The sequence below is a fragment of the Pseudomonas sp. MS19 genome (genome assembly GCF_013277615.1).
Taxonomy (GTDB): Bacteria; Pseudomonadota; Gammaproteobacteria; order Pseudomonadales; family Pseudomonadaceae; genus Aquipseudomonas; species Aquipseudomonas marincola.
The window spans coordinates 353,932-374,654 of the sequence record NZ_VBTO01000005.1 but is presented as its reverse complement, the minus strand read 5'-3'; the positions used below and the strand labels follow the sequence as shown (position 1 = coordinate 374,654).

The 20,723-nt window shown below is 57.2% G+C and carries 16 protein-coding genes; 5 read left to right on the top strand and 11 right to left on the bottom strand.

The window, feature by feature from the left end:
- Positions 1–99 precede the first annotated feature (99 nt).
- From FEZ62_RS04130 to mtnA, 10 genes are all read right to left on the bottom strand, one after another.
- On the bottom strand, positions 100–1,155 hold the full coding sequence (locus tag FEZ62_RS04130; protein ID WP_345940427.1) for a Wzz/FepE/Etk N-terminal domain-containing protein: 1,056 nt from the start codon (positions 1,153–1,155) through the stop codon (positions 100–102).
- Between the two features lie 284 nt (positions 1,156–1,439).
- On the bottom strand, positions 1,440–1,724 hold the full coding sequence (gene ihfB / locus FEZ62_RS04125) for an integration host factor subunit beta (protein ID WP_069901884.1): 285 nt from the start codon (positions 1,722–1,724) through the stop codon (positions 1,440–1,442).
- Between the two features lie 274 nt (positions 1,725–1,998).
- Positions 1,999–3,684 (bottom strand): 30S ribosomal protein S1, encoded by a 1,686-nt coding sequence (gene rpsA, locus FEZ62_RS04120; RefSeq protein WP_069901883.1) that lies wholly within the window; start codon positions 3,682–3,684, stop codon positions 1,999–2,001.
- 181 nt (positions 3,685–3,865) lie between these two features.
- Positions 3,866–4,552, bottom strand: coding sequence for a (d)CMP kinase (cmk, locus tag FEZ62_RS04115; RefSeq protein ID WP_172927079.1), 687 nt, complete (start codon positions 4,550–4,552; stop codon positions 3,866–3,868).
- On the bottom strand, positions 4,552–6,807 hold the full coding sequence (locus FEZ62_RS04110; RefSeq protein ID WP_345940426.1) for a bifunctional prephenate dehydrogenase/3-phosphoshikimate 1-carboxyvinyltransferase: 2,256 nt from the start codon (positions 6,805–6,807) through the stop codon (positions 4,552–4,554). Before FEZ62_RS04110 ends, cmk begins: the two co-directional genes overlap by 1 nt.
- Positions 6,804–7,913 (bottom strand): histidinol-phosphate transaminase, encoded by a 1,110-nt coding sequence (gene hisC, locus FEZ62_RS04105; protein ID WP_172926884.1) that lies wholly within the window; start codon positions 7,911–7,913, stop codon positions 6,804–6,806. The genes FEZ62_RS04110 and hisC overlap by 4 nt, the downstream gene beginning before the upstream one ends.
- A gap of 104 nt (positions 7,914–8,017) precedes the next feature.
- On the bottom strand, positions 8,018–9,124 hold the full coding sequence (gene pheA, locus FEZ62_RS04100) for a prephenate dehydratase (protein ID WP_170827798.1): 1,107 nt from the start codon (positions 9,122–9,124) through the stop codon (positions 8,018–8,020).
- Entirely contained in the window at positions 9,124–10,209 is a 1,086-nt protein-coding gene (gene serC, locus FEZ62_RS04095) for a 3-phosphoserine/phosphohydroxythreonine transaminase (protein ID WP_069901937.1), read from the bottom strand. The genes pheA and serC overlap by 1 nt, the downstream gene beginning before the upstream one ends.
- A gap of 155 nt (positions 10,210–10,364) precedes the next feature.
- Complete coding sequence (gyrA, locus tag FEZ62_RS04090; protein WP_172926883.1) at positions 10,365–13,010, bottom strand: DNA gyrase subunit A; 2,646 nt, start codon at positions 13,008–13,010, stop codon at positions 10,365–10,367.
- A gap of 248 nt (positions 13,011–13,258) precedes the next feature.
- Positions 13,259–14,335 carry an S-methyl-5-thioribose-1-phosphate isomerase gene (mtnA, locus tag FEZ62_RS04085; protein WP_150548941.1) on the bottom strand — a complete coding sequence of 359 codons (1,077 nt, stop codon included), beginning with the start codon at positions 14,333–14,335 and terminating at the stop codon, positions 13,259–13,261.
- A gap of 240 nt (positions 14,336–14,575) precedes the next feature.
- Here mtnA and FEZ62_RS04080 point away from each other — a divergent pair, with 240 nt between their 5' ends.
- From FEZ62_RS04080 to FEZ62_RS04060, 5 genes are all read left to right on the top strand, one after another.
- Positions 14,576–15,898 carry a TRZ/ATZ family hydrolase gene (locus FEZ62_RS04080; RefSeq protein WP_172926882.1) on the top strand — a complete coding sequence of 441 codons (1,323 nt, stop codon included), beginning with the start codon at positions 14,576–14,578 and terminating at the stop codon, positions 15,896–15,898.
- A gap of 145 nt (positions 15,899–16,043) precedes the next feature.
- Positions 16,044–16,742: a bifunctional 2-polyprenyl-6-hydroxyphenol methylase/3-demethylubiquinol 3-O-methyltransferase UbiG gene (gene ubiG / locus FEZ62_RS04075; protein WP_069901878.1), complete on the top strand. Its 699-nt coding sequence runs from the start codon at positions 16,044–16,046 to the stop codon at positions 16,740–16,742.
- Positions 16,742–17,413, top strand: coding sequence for an N-acetylmuramic acid 6-phosphate phosphatase MupP (mupP, locus tag FEZ62_RS04070; RefSeq protein WP_172926881.1), 672 nt, complete (start codon positions 16,742–16,744; stop codon positions 17,411–17,413). Before ubiG ends, mupP begins: the two co-directional genes overlap by 1 nt.
- An 89-nt stretch (positions 17,414–17,502) precedes the next feature.
- On the top strand, positions 17,503–18,243 hold the full coding sequence (locus FEZ62_RS04065) for a YciK family oxidoreductase (protein WP_069901876.1): 741 nt from the start codon (positions 17,503–17,505) through the stop codon (positions 18,241–18,243).
- A gap of 248 nt (positions 18,244–18,491) precedes the next feature.
- Positions 18,492–19,418: a GGDEF domain-containing protein gene (locus FEZ62_RS04060; RefSeq protein ID WP_090510433.1), complete on the top strand. Its 927-nt coding sequence runs from the start codon at positions 18,492–18,494 to the stop codon at positions 19,416–19,418.
- Between the two features lie 94 nt (positions 19,419–19,512).
- Here FEZ62_RS04060 and rluB read toward each other — a convergent pair whose 3' ends face one another.
- On the bottom strand, positions 19,513–20,616 hold the full coding sequence (gene rluB, locus FEZ62_RS04055; protein ID WP_069901874.1) for a 23S rRNA pseudouridine(2605) synthase RluB: 1,104 nt from the start codon (positions 20,614–20,616) through the stop codon (positions 19,513–19,515).
- Between the last annotated feature and the right edge of the window lie 107 nt (positions 20,617–20,723).

Here is a 20,723-nt window from a genome sequence, read left to right as displayed (position 1 = left end):
ATTAATCGGCACCATCTAAAAACCGATAAAGACACGAAAGCCAGCTTACACGTGAATAGCCATTGTTTATATTCACTCCTCGATTGTAAAACATATAATTCAATCAACACGCCGGAAAAACAGCATTCGAATAAAAGCCAAAAGCAGCCCCACTCCTCCACCCAGAATTATGCCTAAGGCCAATATCAACATTTTTTTCGGTGCAACCGGAGTCTCAGGAACCAGCGCAGGGCTATCAAATGTAAACACTGAGACATTATCAGGATTCACATCGACCTTACGAAGGAAGTCCATCTGGTTTTGAATGCTGCGCAACTCATCAATAAATGGATCATCATTGGTTCTCTTCTCCAGAACAGCTAGTTCAGCATTGATTGCCTTTGCTCCGCGCATATAGATTAGGTTGCCGTCCATAAACTCAGCGAGCTCTCCACCTGATGAAGTTTTCGCCGGTGTAACTTGCGGCGCGTCATAGCCAACAGCATTGGCAACCACCAATGCCTCCTGCAACCGAGCGATTCTGTCATTGCGTCGATTTTCTGCGGTGACACGGAGCGCATCAACCTGCCGGGAAAGCGACTGGGCCTTAGTTCCAATTTCAGTTAATTGGTTCGTGCGCATGGCGTTTTCCGACTTTTCAGCCGCCATTTGAACATAGCGATTTGCCCAGTCCGCCACTATCTCTGGCTGTTTACCTTCAACTGTTACAACGTAATAGTCGGGGTTGTTTTTTATATCGGGCGCTTGGACACTGAAGTCAGAGTTGAAGTGTTTCCATAATATATCTTTCGGAGCGCTTTGTTCTTCTGCTGAAAGACTGGGCAAATATATCTCATCAAAAAACTGACGTTTCAGCGAACCGGATAATAGGTTGCGCTTGTAAACTGCATAAACACCTTCAGGGGTGAATTCAGTAAGCTTAGCTTCACTACGACCCAGGTTATAACCAGAGATATCACTTAGGCTAGGCGGCATAACGCCAGCGGTAACCTGATAAACGGGTGCGGTAAGAAATGCATATGCCGCTGCAATACCTGCGATGAGCAATGTACATCCAGCTATTAGCCATTTCTGCAGCCAAAGCTGCTTCACCAACTCAACCAAATCGATCTCATCAGACGAGTCAGATTGTTCAGCAGTAATACTCTGATTCACAGAAGCTCCCATTTATTGTTGCCCTTTATATGTACTGAGCGCGAATCCTCGCCCAGCAACATAGTCCTTAACCAAATAGCCTACCAACCTATTTCTGACATCAGTTTTCCTGACAAATTCTGTTCAAGGAAATAACTCATCAAAAAATAATCGGCGAGAGACACTCTCTTGGCTCTAAGCTTCCACCCTAGGAAAAAGACTGCGCACTATACGATCCTGAAAAAGCAATCGGTTTTCAATAAGACCAAATCATGTATTAGGCTATTTGATCTTCGACAGAGAACTCATTCGTCCTCATTCACCCTGTCTCTGAGTTCCTTCCCTGGCTTAAAGTGCGGTACAAATTTACCATCCAGACAGACGGACTGTCCTGTCTTCGGGTTACGCCCTACTCGTGGCGCCCTGAAGTGCAGCGAGAAGCTGCCAAAGCCTCGGATCTCAATCCGATCTCCGGTAGCCAGCGCCTGGGACATCTGCTCAAGCATGGTTTTGATGGCTAGCTCGACATCCTTGGATGAGAGCTGGCCCTGGTGCGTTACTATTCTTTCGATCAACTCTGACTTGGTCATGGTTTTCCCTTCTTTTTCAAGCAGCTAGATCACTCGATATAAAGGTTTTAGCACGCCTTCAGAATTTTGAACAGTATATAAATCAAGGGATTAGCGGCGCATACACTTTTGCCACAAACGCTCGATTTCCAGCGGCGGCAATTTGACATCATGCAGTGTCATAAATCAAGTCACTATGCGGCCGAACATCGCTTTGAGCTGCCACCCGAGCTCCTAAACCGCAGGTAAAAAAAAGGGCGACCGAAGTCGCCCTTTTTCTATGGTCTACCTGAACTTAGTTCTGGTTTTCCATTTGTGCGCGGATCAGATCACCGATGGTGGTCGGACCAGCAGGAGCAGCTTCGTCCTGCTTGGTGCGCATTTCTTTGATTGCTTCTTTTTCGTCTTCAACGTCTTTCGACTTGATCGACAAGCTGATTACGCGGCTCTTACGATCAACGCTGATGATCTTGGCTTCAACTTCTTCGCCTTCTTTCAGGACGTTGCGCGCGTCTTCAACGCGGTCACGGCTGATTTCAGAAGCTTTCAGAGTGGCTTCGATCTCGTTGCCCAGGTCGATGATTGCGCCTTTAGCATCAACTTCCTTCACAACGCCGCGCACGATGGTGCCTTTGTCGTTAACGGAAACGTAGTTGGAGAACGGATCGTCTTCCAGCTGCTTGATGCCCAGGGAAATGCGCTCACGCTCCGGATCAACGGAGAGGATAACGGTTTCCAGCTCGTCGCCTTTCTTGAAGCGGCGTACAGCTTCTTCGCCTACTTCGTTCCAAGAGATGTCGGACAGGTGAACAAGGCCGTCGATGCCGCCATCCAGACCAATGAAGATACCGAAATCGGTGATCGACTTGATGGTGCCGGAGATCTTGTCGCCTTTGTTGAACTGACCCGAGAAATCTTCCCACGGGTTAGTTTTGCACTGCTTGATACCCAAGGAGATACGGCGGCGCTCTTCGTCGATGTCGAGAACCATAACTTCCACTTCGTCGCCAACCTGAACGACTTTAGACGGGTGGATGTTCTTGTTGGTCCAATCCATTTCGGATACGTGCACCAGGCCTTCCACACCTTCTTCCAGCTCTGCGAAGCAGCCGTAGTCGGTCAGGTTGGTTACGCGTGCAACAACGCGGGTGTTTTCTGGGTAACGAGCTTTGATAGCAACCCATGGGTCTTCGCCCAGCTGCTTCAGGCCCAGCGATACGCGGTTACGCTCGCGATCGTACTTCAGAACCTTAACATCGATTTCGTCACCAACGTTGACGATCTCGGAAGGATGCTTGATGCGCTTCCAAGCCATGTCGGTGATGTGCAGCAGGCCGTCAACGCCGCCCAGATCAACGAATGCGCCGTAATCTGTGAGGTTCTTGACGATACCTTTAACTTGCTGGCCTTCCTGCAGAGATTCGAGCAGAGCTTCGCGCTCAGCACTGTTCTCAGCTTCGAGGACGCTACGACGAGAAACAACAACGTTGTTGCGCTTCTGGTCCAGCTTGATGACCTTGAACTCCAGCTCTTTGCCTTCCAGGTGAGTGGTATCACGCACTGGACGCACATCGACCAAAGAACCTGGCAGGAACGCACGGATGCCGTTAACGTCGACAGTGAAGCCGCCTTTAACCTTACCGTTGATAACGCCCGTAACCACTTCTTCAGCGGCGAAAGCTGCTTCCAGAACAATCCAGCACTCAGCGCGCTTGGCTTTTTCGCGGGACAGCTTGGTTTCACCGAAGCCATCTTCAACCGCGTCCAGCGCAACGTGGACTTCGTCACCGACCTTAATGGTCAACTCGCCTTGTTCGTTGAAGAACTGCTCGAGCGGGATGACGCCCTCAGACTTCAGACCGGCATGAACGGTAACCCAGTCACCGTCGATGTCGACTACCAGGCCAGTGATGATGGCGCCCGGCTGCATGTCGAGGGTTTTTAGGCTTTCTTCAAAGAGTTCCGCAAAGCTTTCGCTCATGTTGATTCCTGTAGATGCAGGGCAGTGAATTCTGCCCAAACCACACTCCAGACAATGTGGGTACGTTTATATTAAAAGCGGCACACGGGCTTAGGACTGGTCCCACGCATGCCGCCCTGTTCAAATTAGTTACAAGCGTTAGCTTGCGGCTAATCTGAAGAAGCCCGAGTATTCAGGCTTCTCAACCGGCGAGATCGCGAATGGCGACCTCACTCAGAATTCTTTCAATCACTTGCTCGATGGTCATCTCTGTCGAGTCCAGCACGATCGCGTCATCTGCAGGCTTTAACGGCGCTACAGCACGCTGAGTATCACGCTCGTCCCGCAGGCGAATCTCATCAAGTAGACTCGCAAGATTAACATCATCGCCCTTGGCCTTCAACTGCAAGTAGCGTCGGCGCGCACGCTCCTCGGCACTGGCTGTCAGAAAGATTTTCAGTGGTGCATTCGGGAACACCACAGTGCCCATGTCGCGACCATCGGCAACCAGTCCCGGCATCTCGCTGAATGCCCGCTGACGCTCTAGCAAGGCCTCGCGCACGCCCGGCAAGGCTGCAACAACAGAGGCGCTGGCGCCAATCTGCTCATTACGGATGGCGTTGGTAACCTCCTCGCCCTCCAGAATAATGCGCTGATCGAAGTCGGCACAGGCCGCGATAAACTGAACATCCAGATGAGCGGCAAGCACTTTCAACGATTCTTCGTTGCTCAGATCGACGCCATGATTGCGCGCGGAAAAAGCCAGCAGGCGATAAAGCGCGCCGGAATCCAGCAACGCCCATCCCAAACGCTGAGCCAAACAACCGGCAACCGTGCCTTTACCCGAGCCACTTGGCCCATCGATTGCGATTACCGGCGCTTTGCTCATCACGACTTGCCCTCTTCTGTTACACGCATGCCCACTTTGCCAGCCAATGCCAGGAAGTTAGGGAACGAGGTGGCGACGTTGGCGCAATCGTGAATCTTGATTGGCGCGGTCGCACGCAGCGAGGCCACACTGAAGGCCATCGCGATGCGGTGGTCGCCATGCGCATAGACTTCGCCGCCGCCCATGCTGCCACCTTCGATGATAATGCCATCGGGGGTCGGCTCGACTTTGACGCCCAGAGTCAGCAAGCCATCCGCCATCACCTGAATGCGATCAGACTCCTTGACCCGCAACTCTTCAGCGCCGCGCAGCACAGTGCGCCCTTCAGCGCAGGTGGCAGCGATGAACAATACCGGGAACTCGTCGATTGCCAACGGCACCAGATCTTCCGGAATGTCGATACCTTTAAGCTTAGCTGAGCGCACGCGAATATCTGCAACCGGCTCGCCGCCGACTTCACGCTCATTCTCAAGGGTAATGTCGCCGCCCATCAGCTTGAGGATGTCAATAACGCCGGTGCGCGTCGGGTTAACGCCAACATGCTCAAGCACCAGCTCTGAGTTCTCGGCGATGCTCGCTGCAACTAGGAAGAACGCAGCCGATGAGATATCAGCCGGCACCTCGATGTGCGTGCCTGTCAGCTTGTGACCGGACTCGACGGTAGCGCTATTGCCTTCAACCGTCACCGGATAACCGAAACCGCGCAGCATGCGTTCGGTGTGGTCACGGGTCGGCGCAGGCTCGATCACGGTAGTGGAACCGGCCGCGTAAAGCCCCGCCAACAACAGGCAAGATTTAACCTGAGCACTGGCCATCGGCATTTCGTAAGTCATGCCGCCCAGACGACGACCGCCACGAACAGTCAGCGGCGGACGCCCTTCCGGCGCAGCGTCGATCAATGCGCCCATTGCACGCAGCGGCTTAGCCACACGGTTCATCGGACGCTTGCTCAGCGATTCGTCGCCAGTCAGCGTGGTATCGAATGTTTGCGCAGCCAGCAGGCCACTCAGCAGGCGCATCGATGTGCCCGAGTTGCCCAGATAGATTGGCCCAGGCGGCGCTTGCAAGCCATGCAGGCCTACACCATGAATCGTCACGCGGCCGTGATCCGGCCCTTCGATGACCACGCCCATGTCGCGAAATGCCTGCAGGGTCGCCAGCGCATCTTCGCCTTCAAGGAAACCTTCGACTTCGGTCACGCCTTCGGCAAGCGAACCGAGCATGATCGAGCGGTGGGAAATCGACTTGTCGCCAGGCACGCGAATGCGCCCGTTTACGTTACCACCTGGCTGAGCCAGAAAAATCAGATTATTCGAGTGCATAGCGTCCACATAGGCCCTGCGGGCCAGTATTTTGCTGAAATGCTCACGGGCTACCCGGGCGCGCGTAAATACGCCCAGCAGTTGATGCCCGTCGCCTGCGTCAACCGCGGCACGTAGAGCGTCGAGATCGTCGCGAAATAAGTCCAGGTTGTGCAACACCGCCTCGCGATTGGCGAGGAAGATATCGTGCCACATCACCGGATCACTGCCAGCTATGCGCGTAAAGTCGCGAAAGCCACCAGCGGCGTAACGGAATATCTCCAGGTTTTCACTGCGCTTGGCCAGCGAATCAACCAGGCCAAACGCCAGCAGATGCGGTAAGTGGCTTGTGGCCGCCAACACTTGGTCATGGTGATCGACCTGCACCTGTTCAACATCGGCGCCCAGTGCGCGCCAAAGCTGCTCGACCAGCGCGACGGCTTGCGCGTCGGTCTCGTCCAGCGGAGTAAGAATGACTTTATGCCGACGAAACAGCGCCGCATTAGCGGCTTCGACGCCACTTTGCTCGGAGCCGGCAATCGGATGGCCCGGCACGAAACGCGCCGGCATGGCGCCGAACGCCTCACGCGCAGCCCGCACCACGTTGCCTTTAGCGCTGCCAACATCGGTAAGCACCGCATTACCCAGATCGAGCTTGGCCAATTCAGCCAACAAGCGCTCCATGGCTAGTATCGGTACAGCCAGCTGAATGACGTCGGCACCGATGCACGCCGTTGCCAGATCAGCCTCGCAGCGATCAACGACACCGAGTTCAACAGCCTGCACGCGCGACGGCGCATCCAGGTCAACGCCAACCACTTCACGGCAAAGGCCACTGCTGCGCAAACCCTTGGCAAAAGAGCCGCCAATCAGCCCCAGCCCCACGACAACCAGACGATTGATGATCGGCGCTTGAGCAGCAACGGGCTGGGTGTTTTTGTGCAAATCGCTCACGCGCTCAACACCTTGGCCAACGCGTCAAGGAACCGCGCGTTCTCAGCTGGCAAGCCGATCGAGACGCGCAAGTAGTTCGGCATCCCGTAATTGGCCACAGGGCGAACAATCACACCCTCGCGCAGCAAGCCCTGATAAACCGGCATGCCTTCACGCCCGACATTGACGGCGATGAAGTTGCCCTTCGACGCAATCCACTCAAGGCCCAACGCCTTGAAACCGGCTTCGAGTTGCTGCATGCCGGCGTCATTCAACTCGCGGCTCTGCTGCAAATAGCTGTCATCAGCGAGCGTAGCGCAAGCAGCGGCAATGGCCAGACTGTTGACGTTGAACGGCTGACGCACACGATTGAGCACATCGGCAATCTGCGCCGAGCTGATTCCATAACCCACCCGCAAGCCAGCCAAACCGTAAGCCTTGGAGAACGTCCGCGAAACCAGCAAATTGCTGTGCTTGGCCAGATAATCGAGGCCGTCTGGCAGCTCTTCGCCTTCGGCATATTCGATATACGCCTCGTCAAGCACAACCAGCACCGACTCCGGAACCTGATCAAGGAATGCAGCCAGCGCCTGAGGGCCCAACCAGGTGCCAGTCGGGTTGTTCGGGTTGGCGATGAACACCACGCGGGTATCGGCGTCGATTGCCGCCAGCATGGCCTCAAGGTCGTGACCGTAATCCTTGGCTGGGACGATGTTGCAGCGCGCGCCCACGGCCTGCGTGGCAATCGGATACACCGCAAATGCGTGCTCACTGAACACGGCATTCAGGCCGGGAGCGAGATAGGCTCGCGCCACCAGTTCCAGAATATCGTTGGAGCCATTGCCCAAGGTGATCTGATTGGTTTGCACGGCGCAACGCGCAGCAAGCTGGCTCTTCAGCGCAAAACCATTGCCATCGGGATAACGCGTCAGTTCGGCAAGCTCGGCTGTAATGGCCTCGAGCGCCTTGGGGCTCGGGCCCATCGGGTTTTCGTTACTGGCCAGCTTGACGATGGTCAGCGGATCAAGATCCAGTTCACGGGCCAGCTCATCAACCGGCTTGCCTGGCACGTAGGGCGACAGTTTTTGCACGCCTGGCTGGGCCAGGGCGAGGAAATCACAACTCATTGCTTGCCTCGTTTTGCCAATCGTCTCAGTGGCGTCGCCCGCATTAACAGCAGGCGACGCCATTTCGATAGTTGCTAAAGACCGCTACACATTTGCGCAGTGCTTTATAGAACCGCTTTCGGGTAGGAACCCAGCACTTTCAGCGCGACGGCCTCTTGATTGATCTTCTCCAGCACATCCTTGATCAGCGGATCGCGGTGGTGGCCGACGAAATCAATGAAGAACACATAAGTCCATTTGCCGCTGCGCGACGGGCGCGTCTCGATACGCGTGAGGTCGATACCGTTCTTGTGGAACGGCACCAAAAGCTCGTGCAGCGCACCTGGCTTGTTGCTCATGGAAATGATCACCGACGTTTTGTCGTCGCCGGTTGGTGGCACTTCCTGGCTGCCGATAATCAAGAAGCGCGTGGAGTTATCCGGGCGATCTTCGATCTTTTCGGCGTGTTTGGTCAGGCCATACAGATTAGCCGCCATATCACCGGCGATTGCTGCAGAGTTCCACTCACCTTTCACCCGCTTGGCCGCGTCGGCGTTGCTGGAAACCGCAACGCGCTCAACATTCGGGTAATGCGCATCAAGCCACTTGCGGCACTGCGCAAGGGACTGTGCGTGTGAGTAGATACGGGTGATTTTGTCAGTCTTGGTGGTATCGCCGACCAGCAGATGGTGGTGAATACGCAGCTCGACCTCACCGCAAATAACCATGTCGTGCTCAAGGAAACTGTCGAGCGTGTGGTTGATTGCGCCTTCGGTGGAGTTCTCAACCGGCACCACGCCGAAGTTGACTGCGCCGGCAGCCACTTCGCGGAACACCTCGTCGATTGCCGCCATTGGCACGCTGACAACCGCGTGACCAAAGTGTTTCATGGCAGCCGCTTGCGAGAAGGTGCCTTCCGGGCCGAGGTAGGCGACTTTCAGCGGGTTTTCCAGCGCCAGACACGAAGACATGATTTCGCGGAACAAACGCGCCATCTCTTCGTTATCCAACGGGCCTTTGTTACGGTCCATTACGCGCTTGAGCACCTGCGCTTCACGCTCAGGCCGATAGAATACTGGCGTCTCGCCAACAGGCAGCGCCGCCATCTTCACACGCGCCACTTCTTCTGCGCAGCGCGCACGGTCACTGATCAGCTCGAGAATCTTCTCATCGAGGCTATCAATACGCAGGCGCAAGGCCTGCAGTTCTTGCTCGGACACTACGTTGCTCATTAGCCGTGTTCCTTCTCGAATTCAGCCATGTAGGCAACCAGCGCCTGCACCGCATCGAGGCCGACCGCGTTGTAGATCGAGGCGCGCATGCCGCCAACCGAACGGTGACCTTTAAGGTTAAGCAAACCGCGCGCATCAGCGCCGGCAAGGAAAGGTTTATCCAGACGATCATCGGCCAGACGGAACGGTACGTTCATCCACGAGCGCGCATTAGTCGCAACCGGGTTGCTGTACAGCTCGCTGCTGTCGATTGCACCGTACAGCAGCTCTTTCTTGGCGCGATTGCGCAGCTCCATCGCCTCGACACCGCCCTGCTCTTTCAGCCACTCAAAGACCAGACCGGAGAGATACCAAGAGAAGGTTGCAGGCGTGTTGTACATGGAGCCGTTGTCTGCGGCAATTTTGTAATTGAGCATGGTCGGGCAGCTGCTGCGTGCACGACCCAGCAGGTCTTCGCGGACGATGGCAACAACCAGGCCGCTCGGGCCGATATTCTTTTGCGCACCGGCGTAGATCAGGCCGTACTTCGACACATCAAGCGGGCGCGAAAGGATGTCGGAGGACATATCGGCCACCAGCGGCACGTCACCGACTTCGGGAATCCAGTCGAACTGCAAGCCGCCGATAGTCTCGTTACTGGCGTAATGCACGTAGGCGGCGTCTTTCGACAGCTGCCATTCGTTTTGCCCCGGAATAGCAAAGTAGTCATACGGCTTGGCGCTAGCCGCCACATTGATGTGTCCGTAACGCTTGGCTTCGTCGATGCTCTTCTTCGACCAGATACCGGTGTCGATATAGTCGGCAACACCGTCTTCCGGCAACAGGTTCAGCGGGATTTCGGCAAACTGCTGGCTCGCGCCGCCTTGCAGAAACAGCACCTTGTAGTCATTAGGGATGGTCAGCAAGTCGCGCAGATCCTGCTCCGCCTTGCCCGAGATGGCGAGATACTCATCGCTGCGATGGCTCATCTCCATAACCGACAGGCCACGGCCTTGCCAGTCGAGAAGTTCGCTCTGGGCACGCTGCAAAACAGCTTCAGGAAGCGCGGCGGGGCCGGCGCAAAAGTTAAAGGCTCGCTTGCTCACATCCATCTCTCTTTAGTCACCGGAAACCGCGCTCGGGCGGACACACATGCTTCAAGTCGGGATGAGTGGGCGCTGAACGCCACTCTTCACCGTAAATTCGTAGCGAAAAACGCCGGATAATCATCGTGACTTATCCGGCGTTTTTGCTGAGGGGATTATTCCGCCTCGGGTTCTACTGCTTCATCGCCAGCCTGTTCAGCGTTGCCGGTATCGACGACTTCATCGCCTTCAACCACAACACCTTCTTCGCCTTCCTCAAGCTCTTCTTCCGAAGGCTCTTGGACGCGCTCGAGGCCGACCAGTTTCTCATCTTTAGCCAGTTTGATCAGCGTCACGCCCTGAGTATTACGGCCCAGGCTCGACACTTCACCGACCCGCGTACGCACCAGCGTGCCCTGATCGGAAATCAGCATGATTTCTTCACCGTCGAGCACCTGCACAGCGCCGACCAGCTTGCCGTTACGCTCGTTGCTGACCATGGCGATTACGCCCTGACCGCCGCGCTTGTACTCAGGGAATTCGCCGATTTCGGTGCGCTTGCCGTAGCCGCGCTCGGAAGCCGTCAGAATCTGGCTGCCCTCTTCCGGAATCAGCATGGAGATCAGCTTCTGCCCTTCGGCCAGACGCATGCCGCGAACACCACGGGCCGTACGACCCATTGCGCGCACGTCGCTCTCTTTAAAGCGGGTAACCTTGCCGCCATCGGAGAACAGCATCACTTCACGATTACCGTCGGTAATCGAAGCCGAAATCAGCGTGTCGCCTTCATCCAGATCCAGCGCGATCAAGCCAACGCTACGCGGACGGCTGAACTGCTCGAGCGGGGTCTTCTTCACGGTACCGCCAGCGGTCGCCATGAAGATGAAGTGACCTTCGGTGTACTCGTCGACCGGCAGCATGGTGGTGATGAATTCACCCTCATCCAGCGGCAACAAGTTAACCAGCGGACGACCACGCGCAGCGCGCGATGCTTCTGGAATTTCGTAAGTCTTCAGCCAGTAAACCTTGCCGCGGCTGGAGAACAGCAGCAACGTGGTGTGGCTGTTGGCGACCAGCAGATGCGAGATGTAGTCTTCATCTTTAACCCCAGTGGCCGACTTGCCTTTACCGCCACGGCGCTGCGCTTGATACGCGGCCAGTGGTTGCGATTTGGCGTAGCCAGTGTGGGAAATGGTGACCACACGCTCTTCTTCGGTAATCAGGTCGGCCAGCGTCAGGTCCAGGCGGTTATCAAGAATCTCGGTACGACGTGCGTCACCGAATTCAGCCTTGATACCTTCCAGTTCTTCGGTGATCACTTCCATCAGGCGCTCAGCGCTGGTGAGGATGCGGATCAGCTCGCCAATCTGCGCCAGAATCTCCTGATACTCGGCAAGCAGCTTCTCGTGCTCAAGACCGGTCAGGCGGTGCAGGCGCAAATCAAGAATCGCCTGAGCCTGTTCAGGCGACAGGTAGTATTTGCCATCGCGCAGACCGTACTGCGGATCGAGGCCTTCCGGACGGCACGAGTCAGCGCCAGCGCGCTCAACCATGGCCTGAACCGCGCTCGATTCCCACGCATGGGCGATCAGCGCTTCCTTGGCTTCGGCCGAAGTTGGCGAGGCTTTGATCAGGGCAATAACCGGATCAATGTTGGACAGGGCAACCGCCTGACCTTCAAGGATGTGGCCGCGCTCGCGCGCTTTGCGCAGCTCAAACACCGTGCGTCGTGTGACCACTTCGCGACGATGCAAAATGAACACTTCGAGCATGTCCTTGAGGTTCAGCACCTTCGGCTGGCCGTCAATCAGGGCCACCACGTTAATGCCGAACACGCCCTGCATCTGAGTCTGGGCGTAAAGATTATTCAGAATAACCTCACCCACTTCACCGCGACGCAGCTCAATCACGATACGCATGCCGTCTTTGTCAGACTCATCGCGCAGCTCGGTGATGCCGTCGAGCTTCTTCTCTTTAACCAGCTCGGCGATCTTCTCGATCAAGCGCGCTTTGTTCAGCTGGTAAGGCAGCTCGGTGACGATGATCTGCTGGCGACCGCCCACCTTGTCGATGTCTTCGATCTCGGCACGGGCGCGCATGTAAATACGCCCGCGACCGGTGCGATAGGCTTCGACGATACCGGCGCGACCGTTGATGATCGCAGCTGTCGGGAAATCCGGGCCCGGGATGTACTGCATCAGCTCATCGACGGTCAGCTCAGGATTGGCAATCAGCGCCAGACAGCCATTGATAACCTCGGTGAGGTTATGCGGCGGAATGTTGGTGGCCATGCCCACGGCAATACCGCTGGAGCCGTTGACCAGCAGGTTCGGAACCTTGGTAGGCATAACCGCCGGAATGATTTCGGTACCGTCGTAGTTAGGTACCCAATCCACGGTTTCCTTGTGCAGGTCGGCCAGCAACTCATGCGCCAGCTTGGTCATGCGCACCTCGGTGTATCGCATCGCAGCGGCGTTGTCGCCGTCGACCGAACCGAAGTTGCCCTGACCGTCTACCAACAGGTAGCGCAGCGAGAACGGCTGCGCCATACGTACGATAGTGTCGTACACCGCGGTATCACCATGCGGGTGATACTTACCGATTACGTCGCCGACCACACGAGCAGACTTCTTGTACGCCTTGTTCCAGTCGTTGCCCAACTCACTCATTGCATAGAGCACGCGACGATGCACGGGCTTCAAGCCATCACGCGCATCAGGCAAAGCACGCCCGACGATTACGCTCATCGCGTAGTCGAGGTAGGACTGCTTCAGTTCGTCTTCGATATTGACCGGGAGGATTTCTTTGGCCAGTTCGCCCATGAGTAGCCTGGTTCCTTTTTCTGGTGAAACTCCGACTCGTTCTTCCTGAACCAATCGAAGCCTGTCGGGCTGAGCACTAGGCCAACCACGACTCACGACAAATCAATGAGTTATGCCATGTATCTGCGCACTTGAGGGCGCCTGTGAGGGCACCTTTAATAACTGCCGGAGCTTACCACAATCAGCGCCTTGCACCTATCCCCCAGCGGGGCATAGCCGACCACACGCAAACTCCGGCATTCAGCCGCTCAATGCAGACGCTTGCGGCACATCAATTGTGTCAGTTTGGCCTTGTCCGGACGCTCGACTACGCCCTTTTCCGTAACCAAAAAATCGATCAGATCAGCTGGTGTGACATCAAATACCGGATTGACTGCATCAACTTCAGCCGCCACACGATGACCGCCCACTTCGAGCAACTCGCAGCCATCACGCTCTTCAATCGGAATATCGTCGCCGCTCTCCAGCTCCATATCAATTGTCGAGCTTGGCGCCACCACCATAAAACGCACGCCGTGGTGCATGGCATTGACTGCGAGCTGATAAGTACCGATCTTGTTGGCCACGTCGCCATTGGCGGTAATCCTGTCAGCGCCGACAATTACCCAGGTAATGCCACGGGTCTTCATCAGATGGGCAGCTGCCGAGTCTGCATTCAGGCTGACCGGGATGCCTTCATTGAGCAGTTCCCAGGCAGTCAGACGCGAGCCTTGCAGCCACGGCCGGGTCTCGTCGGCGTACACACGCTCAACCAGCCCCTCAAGATACGCCGCACGGATAACGCCAAGCGCCGTGCCGAAGCCGCCAGTGGCCAGCGCGCCGGTGTTGCAATGTGTCAGCAGATTCTGCGGATTGCCCTGCTGCTTGCGGATCAGCTCCGCGCCCAACTGCGCCATGGTCAGATTGGCTTCGCGATCGCTGTCATAAATACCGATGGCTTCGATTTCCAGCAACGCCAGCGGGTCATCTTCGGGCTTGAGCTTATCCAGACGCTCGCGCATGCGATTCAGCGCCCAAAACAGATTGACCGCGGTCGGCCGCGAGTCCGCCAGCCGGGTGAAGTCTTGCTCCAGCGCCGCGCGCCAGTCTCCACCCTCAAGCAGGCGCGCACGCGCACCGAGCACCAGACCAAATGCTGCAGCAATGCCGATTGCCGGCGCACCGCGGACCACCATCGCCCGAATAGCATCGGCAACATCGGCAGCCGTGTGGTAACTCGACCACTTCTCCTCGAATGGCAGTACGCGCTGATCAAGCAGATGCAGAGCACCATCACGCCATTCAATGGCTTTAACTTTCTCCGCTGCCAGCAATTGCTCGCGCATGACACATCCCCCGTGGAGCAAAAGGCGGCGATTATACGCCGATGGTTTTATTTATCAGCAGCAATCACCACCGCATCGAAACAACCCGAACAATCACCCCAAGACCAAACTACCGGCCAATCCAGCCGCCTATTAAAAGGTAGACCACACAACATTAGGCCGGGCCTTGCCCTTTAGCGCTTCAAGCCTGCCGCGATCCCCTATAAACTCGCAGGTTAAATGACTCGCGGAAACCAAACCATGACCCAAGCCCCACTCGACCTGCTCCTGCTGCCTACCTGGCTAGTTCCGGTTGAGCCTGCCGCAGTGGTACTGAAAGACCATGGCCTGGGCATTCGCGACGGCAAGATTGCCTTAATCGCCCCGCGAGAAGAGGCATTGCAGCACGCGGCGCTCGAAGTGCTGGAGTTACCCGGCCGGCTGCTCACGCCGGGCCTGATCAACAGCCACGGCCACGCGGCCATGACCCTTTTTCGCGGCCTGGCCGATGATTTACCGCTGATGACATGGCTGCAGGAGCACATCTGGCCGGCGGAAGCCAAATGGATTGATGAGCAATTCGTTGAAGACGGAACCCGGCTGGCGATTGCCGAGCAGATAAAAGGCGGCATTACCTGCTTCTCGGACATGTACTTTTATCCGGAAACCGCCTGCAAGGTCGTGCACGACAGCGGTATTCGCGCGCAAATCACCATCCCAGTGCTCGATTTCCCGATTCCGGGCGCCCGCGATGCCAGCGAATCGCTGCATAAAGGCATGCGTCTGTTTGATGAACTCAGACACCACCCGCGCATCAAGGTCGCTTTCGGCCCGCACGCACCCTACACGGTGAGCGACGATAAACTGGAAAACATCCGTGTACTGGCCGAAGAACTCGATGCCGGTATTCATATGCACGTGCACGAAACCGCCTTTGAAGTGCAGCAGAGCCTGGAGCTGACCGGCGAACGCCCATTGGCGCGACTGGCCCGCCTCGGTTTGCTGGGGCCACGTTTTCAGGCTGTGCACATGACTCAGATTGACGATGAAGACCTAGAACTGCTGATCACCAGCAACAGCAACGTGATTCATTGCCCTGAGTCCAACCTTAAACTGGCCAGCGGCTTCTGCCCGGTCGAAAAACTGCGTCTGGCCGGCGTCAATGTGGCAGTAGGCACCGATGGCGCGGCCAGCAATAATGACCTCGACCTGCTCGGCGAAACCCGCACCGCCGCGCTACTGGCAAAAGCTGTCGCCGGTTCTGCTACCGCACTCGACGCCCACAGCGCATTGCGCATGGCCACGCTGAACGGCGCGCAAGCACTGGGTCTCGACGAGATCACCGGCTCACTGGCGGTAGGCAAAGCGGCCGACATCAGCGTGTTTGACCTGAGCGGCCTGGCCCAGCAGCCGGTGTACGATCCGGTTTCACAGCTGATCTACGCCACCGGCCGCAATTGCGTTGAACATGTCTGGGTAAACGGTAAGCCGCTGCTGAGCAACGGCCAGCTGACCCGGCTGGACGAACAACAGATTCTTAGCTCGACTCGCCAATGGGGCGAGAAGATTGCCCAAAAGGCATAAATAGCCGCTCACTCGCTGAATAGCGGGTACTGCGACAAACTGACATACACTGGCCCGACCTCGATCGCCCACATTGGCGACTGAAACTGGCACCATGAGCCACGGCATTCACGGCCATCCGCCTGCAGCTTTATCAGGAACACTTATGAGCAACGTCGACCACGCTGAAATCGCCAAATTTGAAGCCCTCGCCCACCGCTGGTGGGACCGTGAGAGCGAGTTCAAGCCGCTCCACGAAATCAACCCGCTGCGCGTCAACTGGATCGACGAACGCGTCGGTCTGGCTGGCAAGAAAGTCCTCGACGTGGGCTGCGGCGGCGGCATCCTCAGCGAGTCGATGGCTCAGCGTGGCGCCACGGTAACGGGGATCGACATGGGCGAAGCGCCGCTTGCCGTTGCCCGCCTGCATCAACTCGAATCCGGCGTAGAAGTCGATTACCGGCAGATTACCGCCGAGGCCCTGGCGGAAGAAATGCCCGAGCAGTTCGACGTCGTCACCTGCCTGGAGATGCTGGAGCACGTACCGGACCCGTCATCGGTCATCCGCGCCTGCTATCGCATGGTAAAGCCGGGCGGCGAAGTATTCTTCTCAACCATCAACCGCAACCCCAAGGCTTACATGTTTGCGGTTATCGGTGCCGAATACCTGCTGCGCCTGCTGCCGCGCGGCACGCACGACTTCAAGAAGTTCATCCGGCCGTCCGAACTGGGCGCCTGGAGCCGTCAGGCTGGCCTTGAAGTCAAAGACATCATCGGGCTGACCTACAACCCGCTGACCAAGCATTACAAGCTTGCAGCCGATGTAGACGTCAACTACATGATCCAGACTCACAAGGAGGCGTGATGCGTTTACGCGCAGTACTGTTTGATATGGACGGCACGCTGCTCGACAGCGCGCCGGACTTCATCGCCATCTGCCAGGCCATGCGTCAGGAGCGCGGGCTTGAGCCGATTAATGAGAAGCTGATTCGCGACCAGATTTCTGGCGGTGCCCGCGCCATGGTCGCTGCCACCTTCGCCATGAGCCCCGAAGAGCCGACTTTCGAGGCCCTGCGCTTGGAGTTTCTGGAGCGTTATCAGTCGCACTGCGCCGTATTTACCCATCCGTTTGCCGGCATGGCTGAACTGCTCGGCGAAATCGAAAAGGCCAAGCTGATCTGGGGCGTAGTAACTAACAAACCCTTGCGTTATGCAGAACCGATCATGCAGCAACTGGGCCTTGCAGAGCGCTCGGCCATTCTGATCTGCCCGGACCACGTCACCAACAGCAAACCCGACCCTGAGCCGATGACGCTGGCCTGCAAAACCCTCGGCCTGGATCCGGCCAGTGTGCTGTTTGTCGGCGACGACCTGCGTGACATTGAATCCGGCCGTGCGGCGGGAACCAAAACCGCAGCTGTCACCTACGGCTATATTCACCCTGACGACAACCCGCGCCATTGGGGCGCCGACGTGGTGGTTGATCATCCGCAGGAGCTCATTGGCGTGCTCGACCGCGCACTGTGTAGCTGCTGACAACTGCAATACTGCCGAGCCTATCGGCAGTCACCTTCCAACAGGTGGCCGCACCCTAGCCCGCCACCTGCAGCCTGTGAGACTTGAACATGTTCGAATACACCGCTCGCCCTGACCTCCTCAAAGACCGCGTTATTCTGGTCACCGGCGCGGGTCGCGGAATCGGCGCGGCGGCCGCAAAATGCTACGCCGCGCATGGCGCCACCGTATTGCTGCTGGGCAAGACCGAAGAGAACCTCAGCGCGGTATACGACGCCATTGAAGCGGCAGGTCACCCGCAACCTGTGGTTATCCCGTTCAATCTCGAAACAGCCCTGCCGCATCAGTACGATGAACTGGCCGCGATGATCGAGACCGAATTCGGCAAGATCGACGGCGTACTCAACAACGCCTCGATCATTGGCCCGCGCACCCCAGCCGAACAGCTTTCGGGCGAGAACTTCATGCGGGTCATGCACATCAACGTCAATGCGATGTTCATGCTCACCAGCACACTGCTGCCGCTGCTCAAGCTCTCCAGCGACGCGTCGATCATCTTCACCTCCAGCAGCGTGGGCCGCAAAGGCCGGGCTTACTGGGGCGCGTACGGCGTCTCCAAGTTCGCCACCGAAGGCCTGATGCAGGGCCTGGCCGATGAACTCGACGGCGTCGCGCCGGTTCGCGCCAACAGCATCAACCCGGGCGCGACCCGCACCGACATGCGTGCGCACGCCTACCCTGGCGAGAACCCGCTGAACAATCCGCTGCCAGACGACATCATGCCTGTTTACCTGTACCTGATGGGTCCGGACAGCAGCGGCGTCAATGGTCAGGCGTTCGACGCGCAGTAAATCGCCGATTGCGGCAATTATTTGGCATCCCTCTCTCAACAGCGGCAACGCCTTGCCGCTGTTGAACACCCTCCAAGCCTCCCGAATTCAGTACTTTCCGACGACTGACCGCCAATAATGGCTATCTGCCAGCGTCGGCGGACCCGCCGTGATCTAAATCACACTATTTTTGCTATAACTGAAACTACTGGCATGAAATTCGCTCAGAAGGCTGTATTGCCGCACTTAGCGCCAGAGGTTCACCCTTGATGCTTCCGTCCGAACACACAAATACTGTTGACTTCGATACAGCCCGGCTGCAGCGCCTCGGCTACGCACAGAAGCAATTGCCGACACTGCAACCGGTCAGCCTGGCGCAACTGCGCCAGCAGCTCAGCATGCAGTTGCAGACCAGCCTCGACGCTGAGCGAATCCTGACCATCTTCCGGGCAGAGAGCCAGCGTTTGGTGACGTTCGACAGCCTGAGCTACGTTCAGGACTCAACCGACATGAGCCTGCAGCTCGGCGAAGCAGCCAGTCATTCGACCTCCTACCACCTCAGCCATGACGGCGAGCAACTCGGCTGCCTGACCTTTACCCGTCAACAGCGCTTCAAGGAAGAAGAACTTGCCGAACTCGAATCGCTGATTGCCAGTCTGGTTTTCCCGCTGCGCAATGCGCTGCTGTACCGGCTGGCCGTGCAAAGCTCGCTGCGCGATCCACTGACCAAGACCGGCAACCGTCTGGCGATGGATCAGTCACTGCAACGCGAAGTGGAGCTGGCCAAGCGCAATCAGTCGCCGCTTTCAGTGCTGATGCTCGACATCGACCACTTCAAGCAGATCAACGATAACTTCGGCCACCACACCGGCGATGAAGTCCTCAAAGCCGTCGCGGCGACGATCAAGTCGCAACTGCGCAATGTCGACATGGTGTTCCGCTACGGCGGTGAAGAGTTTCTGGTGCTGCTCTCTGGTACCGGCAGTGAAGCGGCAGCAATGGTCGGCGAGCGCTTGCGCCACGCAGTGGTGTCCATGCAAATGCCGATGCATTGCCAGCAACTCGGCCTGTCGATCAGCCTGGGTTGCGCCGCCCTGCAACTTGGCGAGAACACCAGCAGCCTGCTGGGTCGGGTTGATGGCGCGCTCTACGACGCTAAACGCGCCGGGCGCAACCGCCTGCGCATGGCGGGCTAAGCCACCTAAAGTAAGCTACCTAAGGTAAGCCAGCGACAGGTTATTGCGGACAAAAAAATGGGACTCATCAGAGTCCCATTTTTTATTTCGACGCTTACTCGGGCTTGCGACCGCGAGTCGGGCGCTGACCGTCGGTAGCCGGACGACGCGGCGCGCCTGCCGGTTTGCGCGAAGGACGCTCGGTCAACTCAACACCTGGCCGCGTGGTGCGCGGTTTGGCCGGAGCACGCTTGTTAACGTCAGTCGGGCGCTCAGCAACGGCCGAACCACGATCGTTACGACCGCCACGCTCTTCACCACGCGCCGGGCCGCCATGAGCCGGACGCAAAGTGCGCGCGGAACGCTCACCGCGACCCACCGGCTTGGCCGATTTGCGCTGCATGCGATCGAGCTTGTCACGGGTTTTCTCTTTCATGTCCGGCATAGCGACAGGCTTGAGGCCGACCTCTTCACTGAGAATGTCGACTTCGCGCTGGCCCATTTCGCGCCAGCGGCCCATGGTCAGGTCGGAGGTCATGAAAACCGGACCAAAGCGCACGCGCTTCAAGCGGCTGACCACAACGCCCTGCGATTCCCACAGACGACGCACTTCGCGGTTACGGCCTTCCATTACCACGCAGTGGTACCAATGGTTGAAGCCCTCACCGCCAGGCGCTTCCTTGATGTCGGTGAACTTGGCCGGGCCATCTTCCAGCATCACGCCAGCCTTGAGGCGCTCGATCATTTCCTCGTCCACTTCACCGCGCACACGTACCGCGTATTCGCGGTCCATCTGGTAAGACGGGTGCATCAAGCGGTTCGCCAGCTCACCGTCGGTGGTGAACATCAGCAAGCCCGTGGTGTTGATATCGAGGCGGCCGATATTGATCCAGCGGCCTTCTTTCGGGCGCGGCAGACGATCAAATACGGTGGGGCGACCTTCCGGGTCGTCTCGGGTGCAAATTTCGCCGTCGGGCTTGTTGTAAATAATCACACGACGTACGGTTTCAGCCGCTTCTTCGCGCTTGATCAACTTGCCGTCGATGGCAATCGCATCGTGCAAATCGACGCGTTGGCCGAGGGTTGCGGCGACGTTATTGACCTTGACCCGGCCAGCGCCGATCCAGGTTTCAATTTCACGGCGTGAAGCCAAACCCATGCGGGCCAGGACTTTCTGCAGTTTTTCGCCAGCGGGGCTATGTTCTGGGGTTTCACTCATCTGGGCACCTCCCGGTGTTTCTATAGTGATGGGACGACATCTCGTCGAAGGGCGCGCATCATACGCGCCCGTTGAAATAGTAGCCAGCCATTCGTAACGCGGCGGAC

What these genes read in the sequence shown, in the direction of transcription:
- FEZ62_RS04080 (WP_172926882.1), top strand. Translation starts at nt 14,576, where the DNA reads ATGACCCAAGCCCCACTCGACCTGCTCCTGCTGCCTACCTGGCTAGTT.
- FEZ62_RS04060 (WP_090510433.1), top strand. Translation starts at nt 18,492, where the DNA reads ATGCTTCCGTCCGAACACACAAATACTGTTGACTTCGATACAGCCCGG.
- rpsA (WP_069901883.1), bottom strand. Translation starts at nt 3,684, where the DNA reads ATGAGCGAAAGCTTTGCGGAACTCTTTGAAGAAAGCCTAAAAACCCTC.
- hisC (WP_172926884.1), bottom strand. Translation starts at nt 7,913, where the DNA reads ATGAGTTGTGATTTCCTCGCCCTGGCCCAGCCAGGCGTGCAAAAACTG.
- FEZ62_RS04065 (WP_069901876.1), top strand. Translation starts at nt 17,503, where the DNA reads ATGTTCGAATACACCGCTCGCCCTGACCTCCTCAAAGACCGCGTTATT.
- mupP (WP_172926881.1), top strand. Translation starts at nt 16,742, where the DNA reads ATGCGTTTACGCGCAGTACTGTTTGATATGGACGGCACGCTGCTCGAC.
- cmk (WP_172927079.1), bottom strand. Translation starts at nt 4,552, where the DNA reads ATGAGCAAAGCGCCGGTAATCGCAATCGATGGGCCAAGTGGCTCGGGT.
- mtnA (WP_150548941.1), bottom strand. Translation starts at nt 14,335, where the DNA reads ATGCGCGAGCAATTGCTGGCAGCGGAGAAAGTTAAAGCCATTGAATGG.
- pheA (WP_170827798.1), bottom strand. Translation starts at nt 9,124, where the DNA reads ATGAGCAACGTAGTGTCCGAGCAAGAACTGCAGGCCTTGCGCCTGCGT.
- ubiG (WP_069901878.1), top strand. Translation starts at nt 16,044, where the DNA reads ATGAGCAACGTCGACCACGCTGAAATCGCCAAATTTGAAGCCCTCGCC.
- rluB (WP_069901874.1), bottom strand. Translation starts at nt 20,616, where the DNA reads ATGAGTGAAACCCCAGAACATAGCCCCGCTGGCGAAAAACTGCAGAAA.
- ihfB (WP_069901884.1), bottom strand. Translation starts at nt 1,724, where the DNA reads ATGACCAAGTCAGAGTTGATCGAAAGAATAGTAACGCACCAGGGCCAG.
- gyrA (WP_172926883.1), bottom strand. Translation starts at nt 13,010, where the DNA reads ATGGGCGAACTGGCCAAAGAAATCCTCCCGGTCAATATCGAAGACGAA.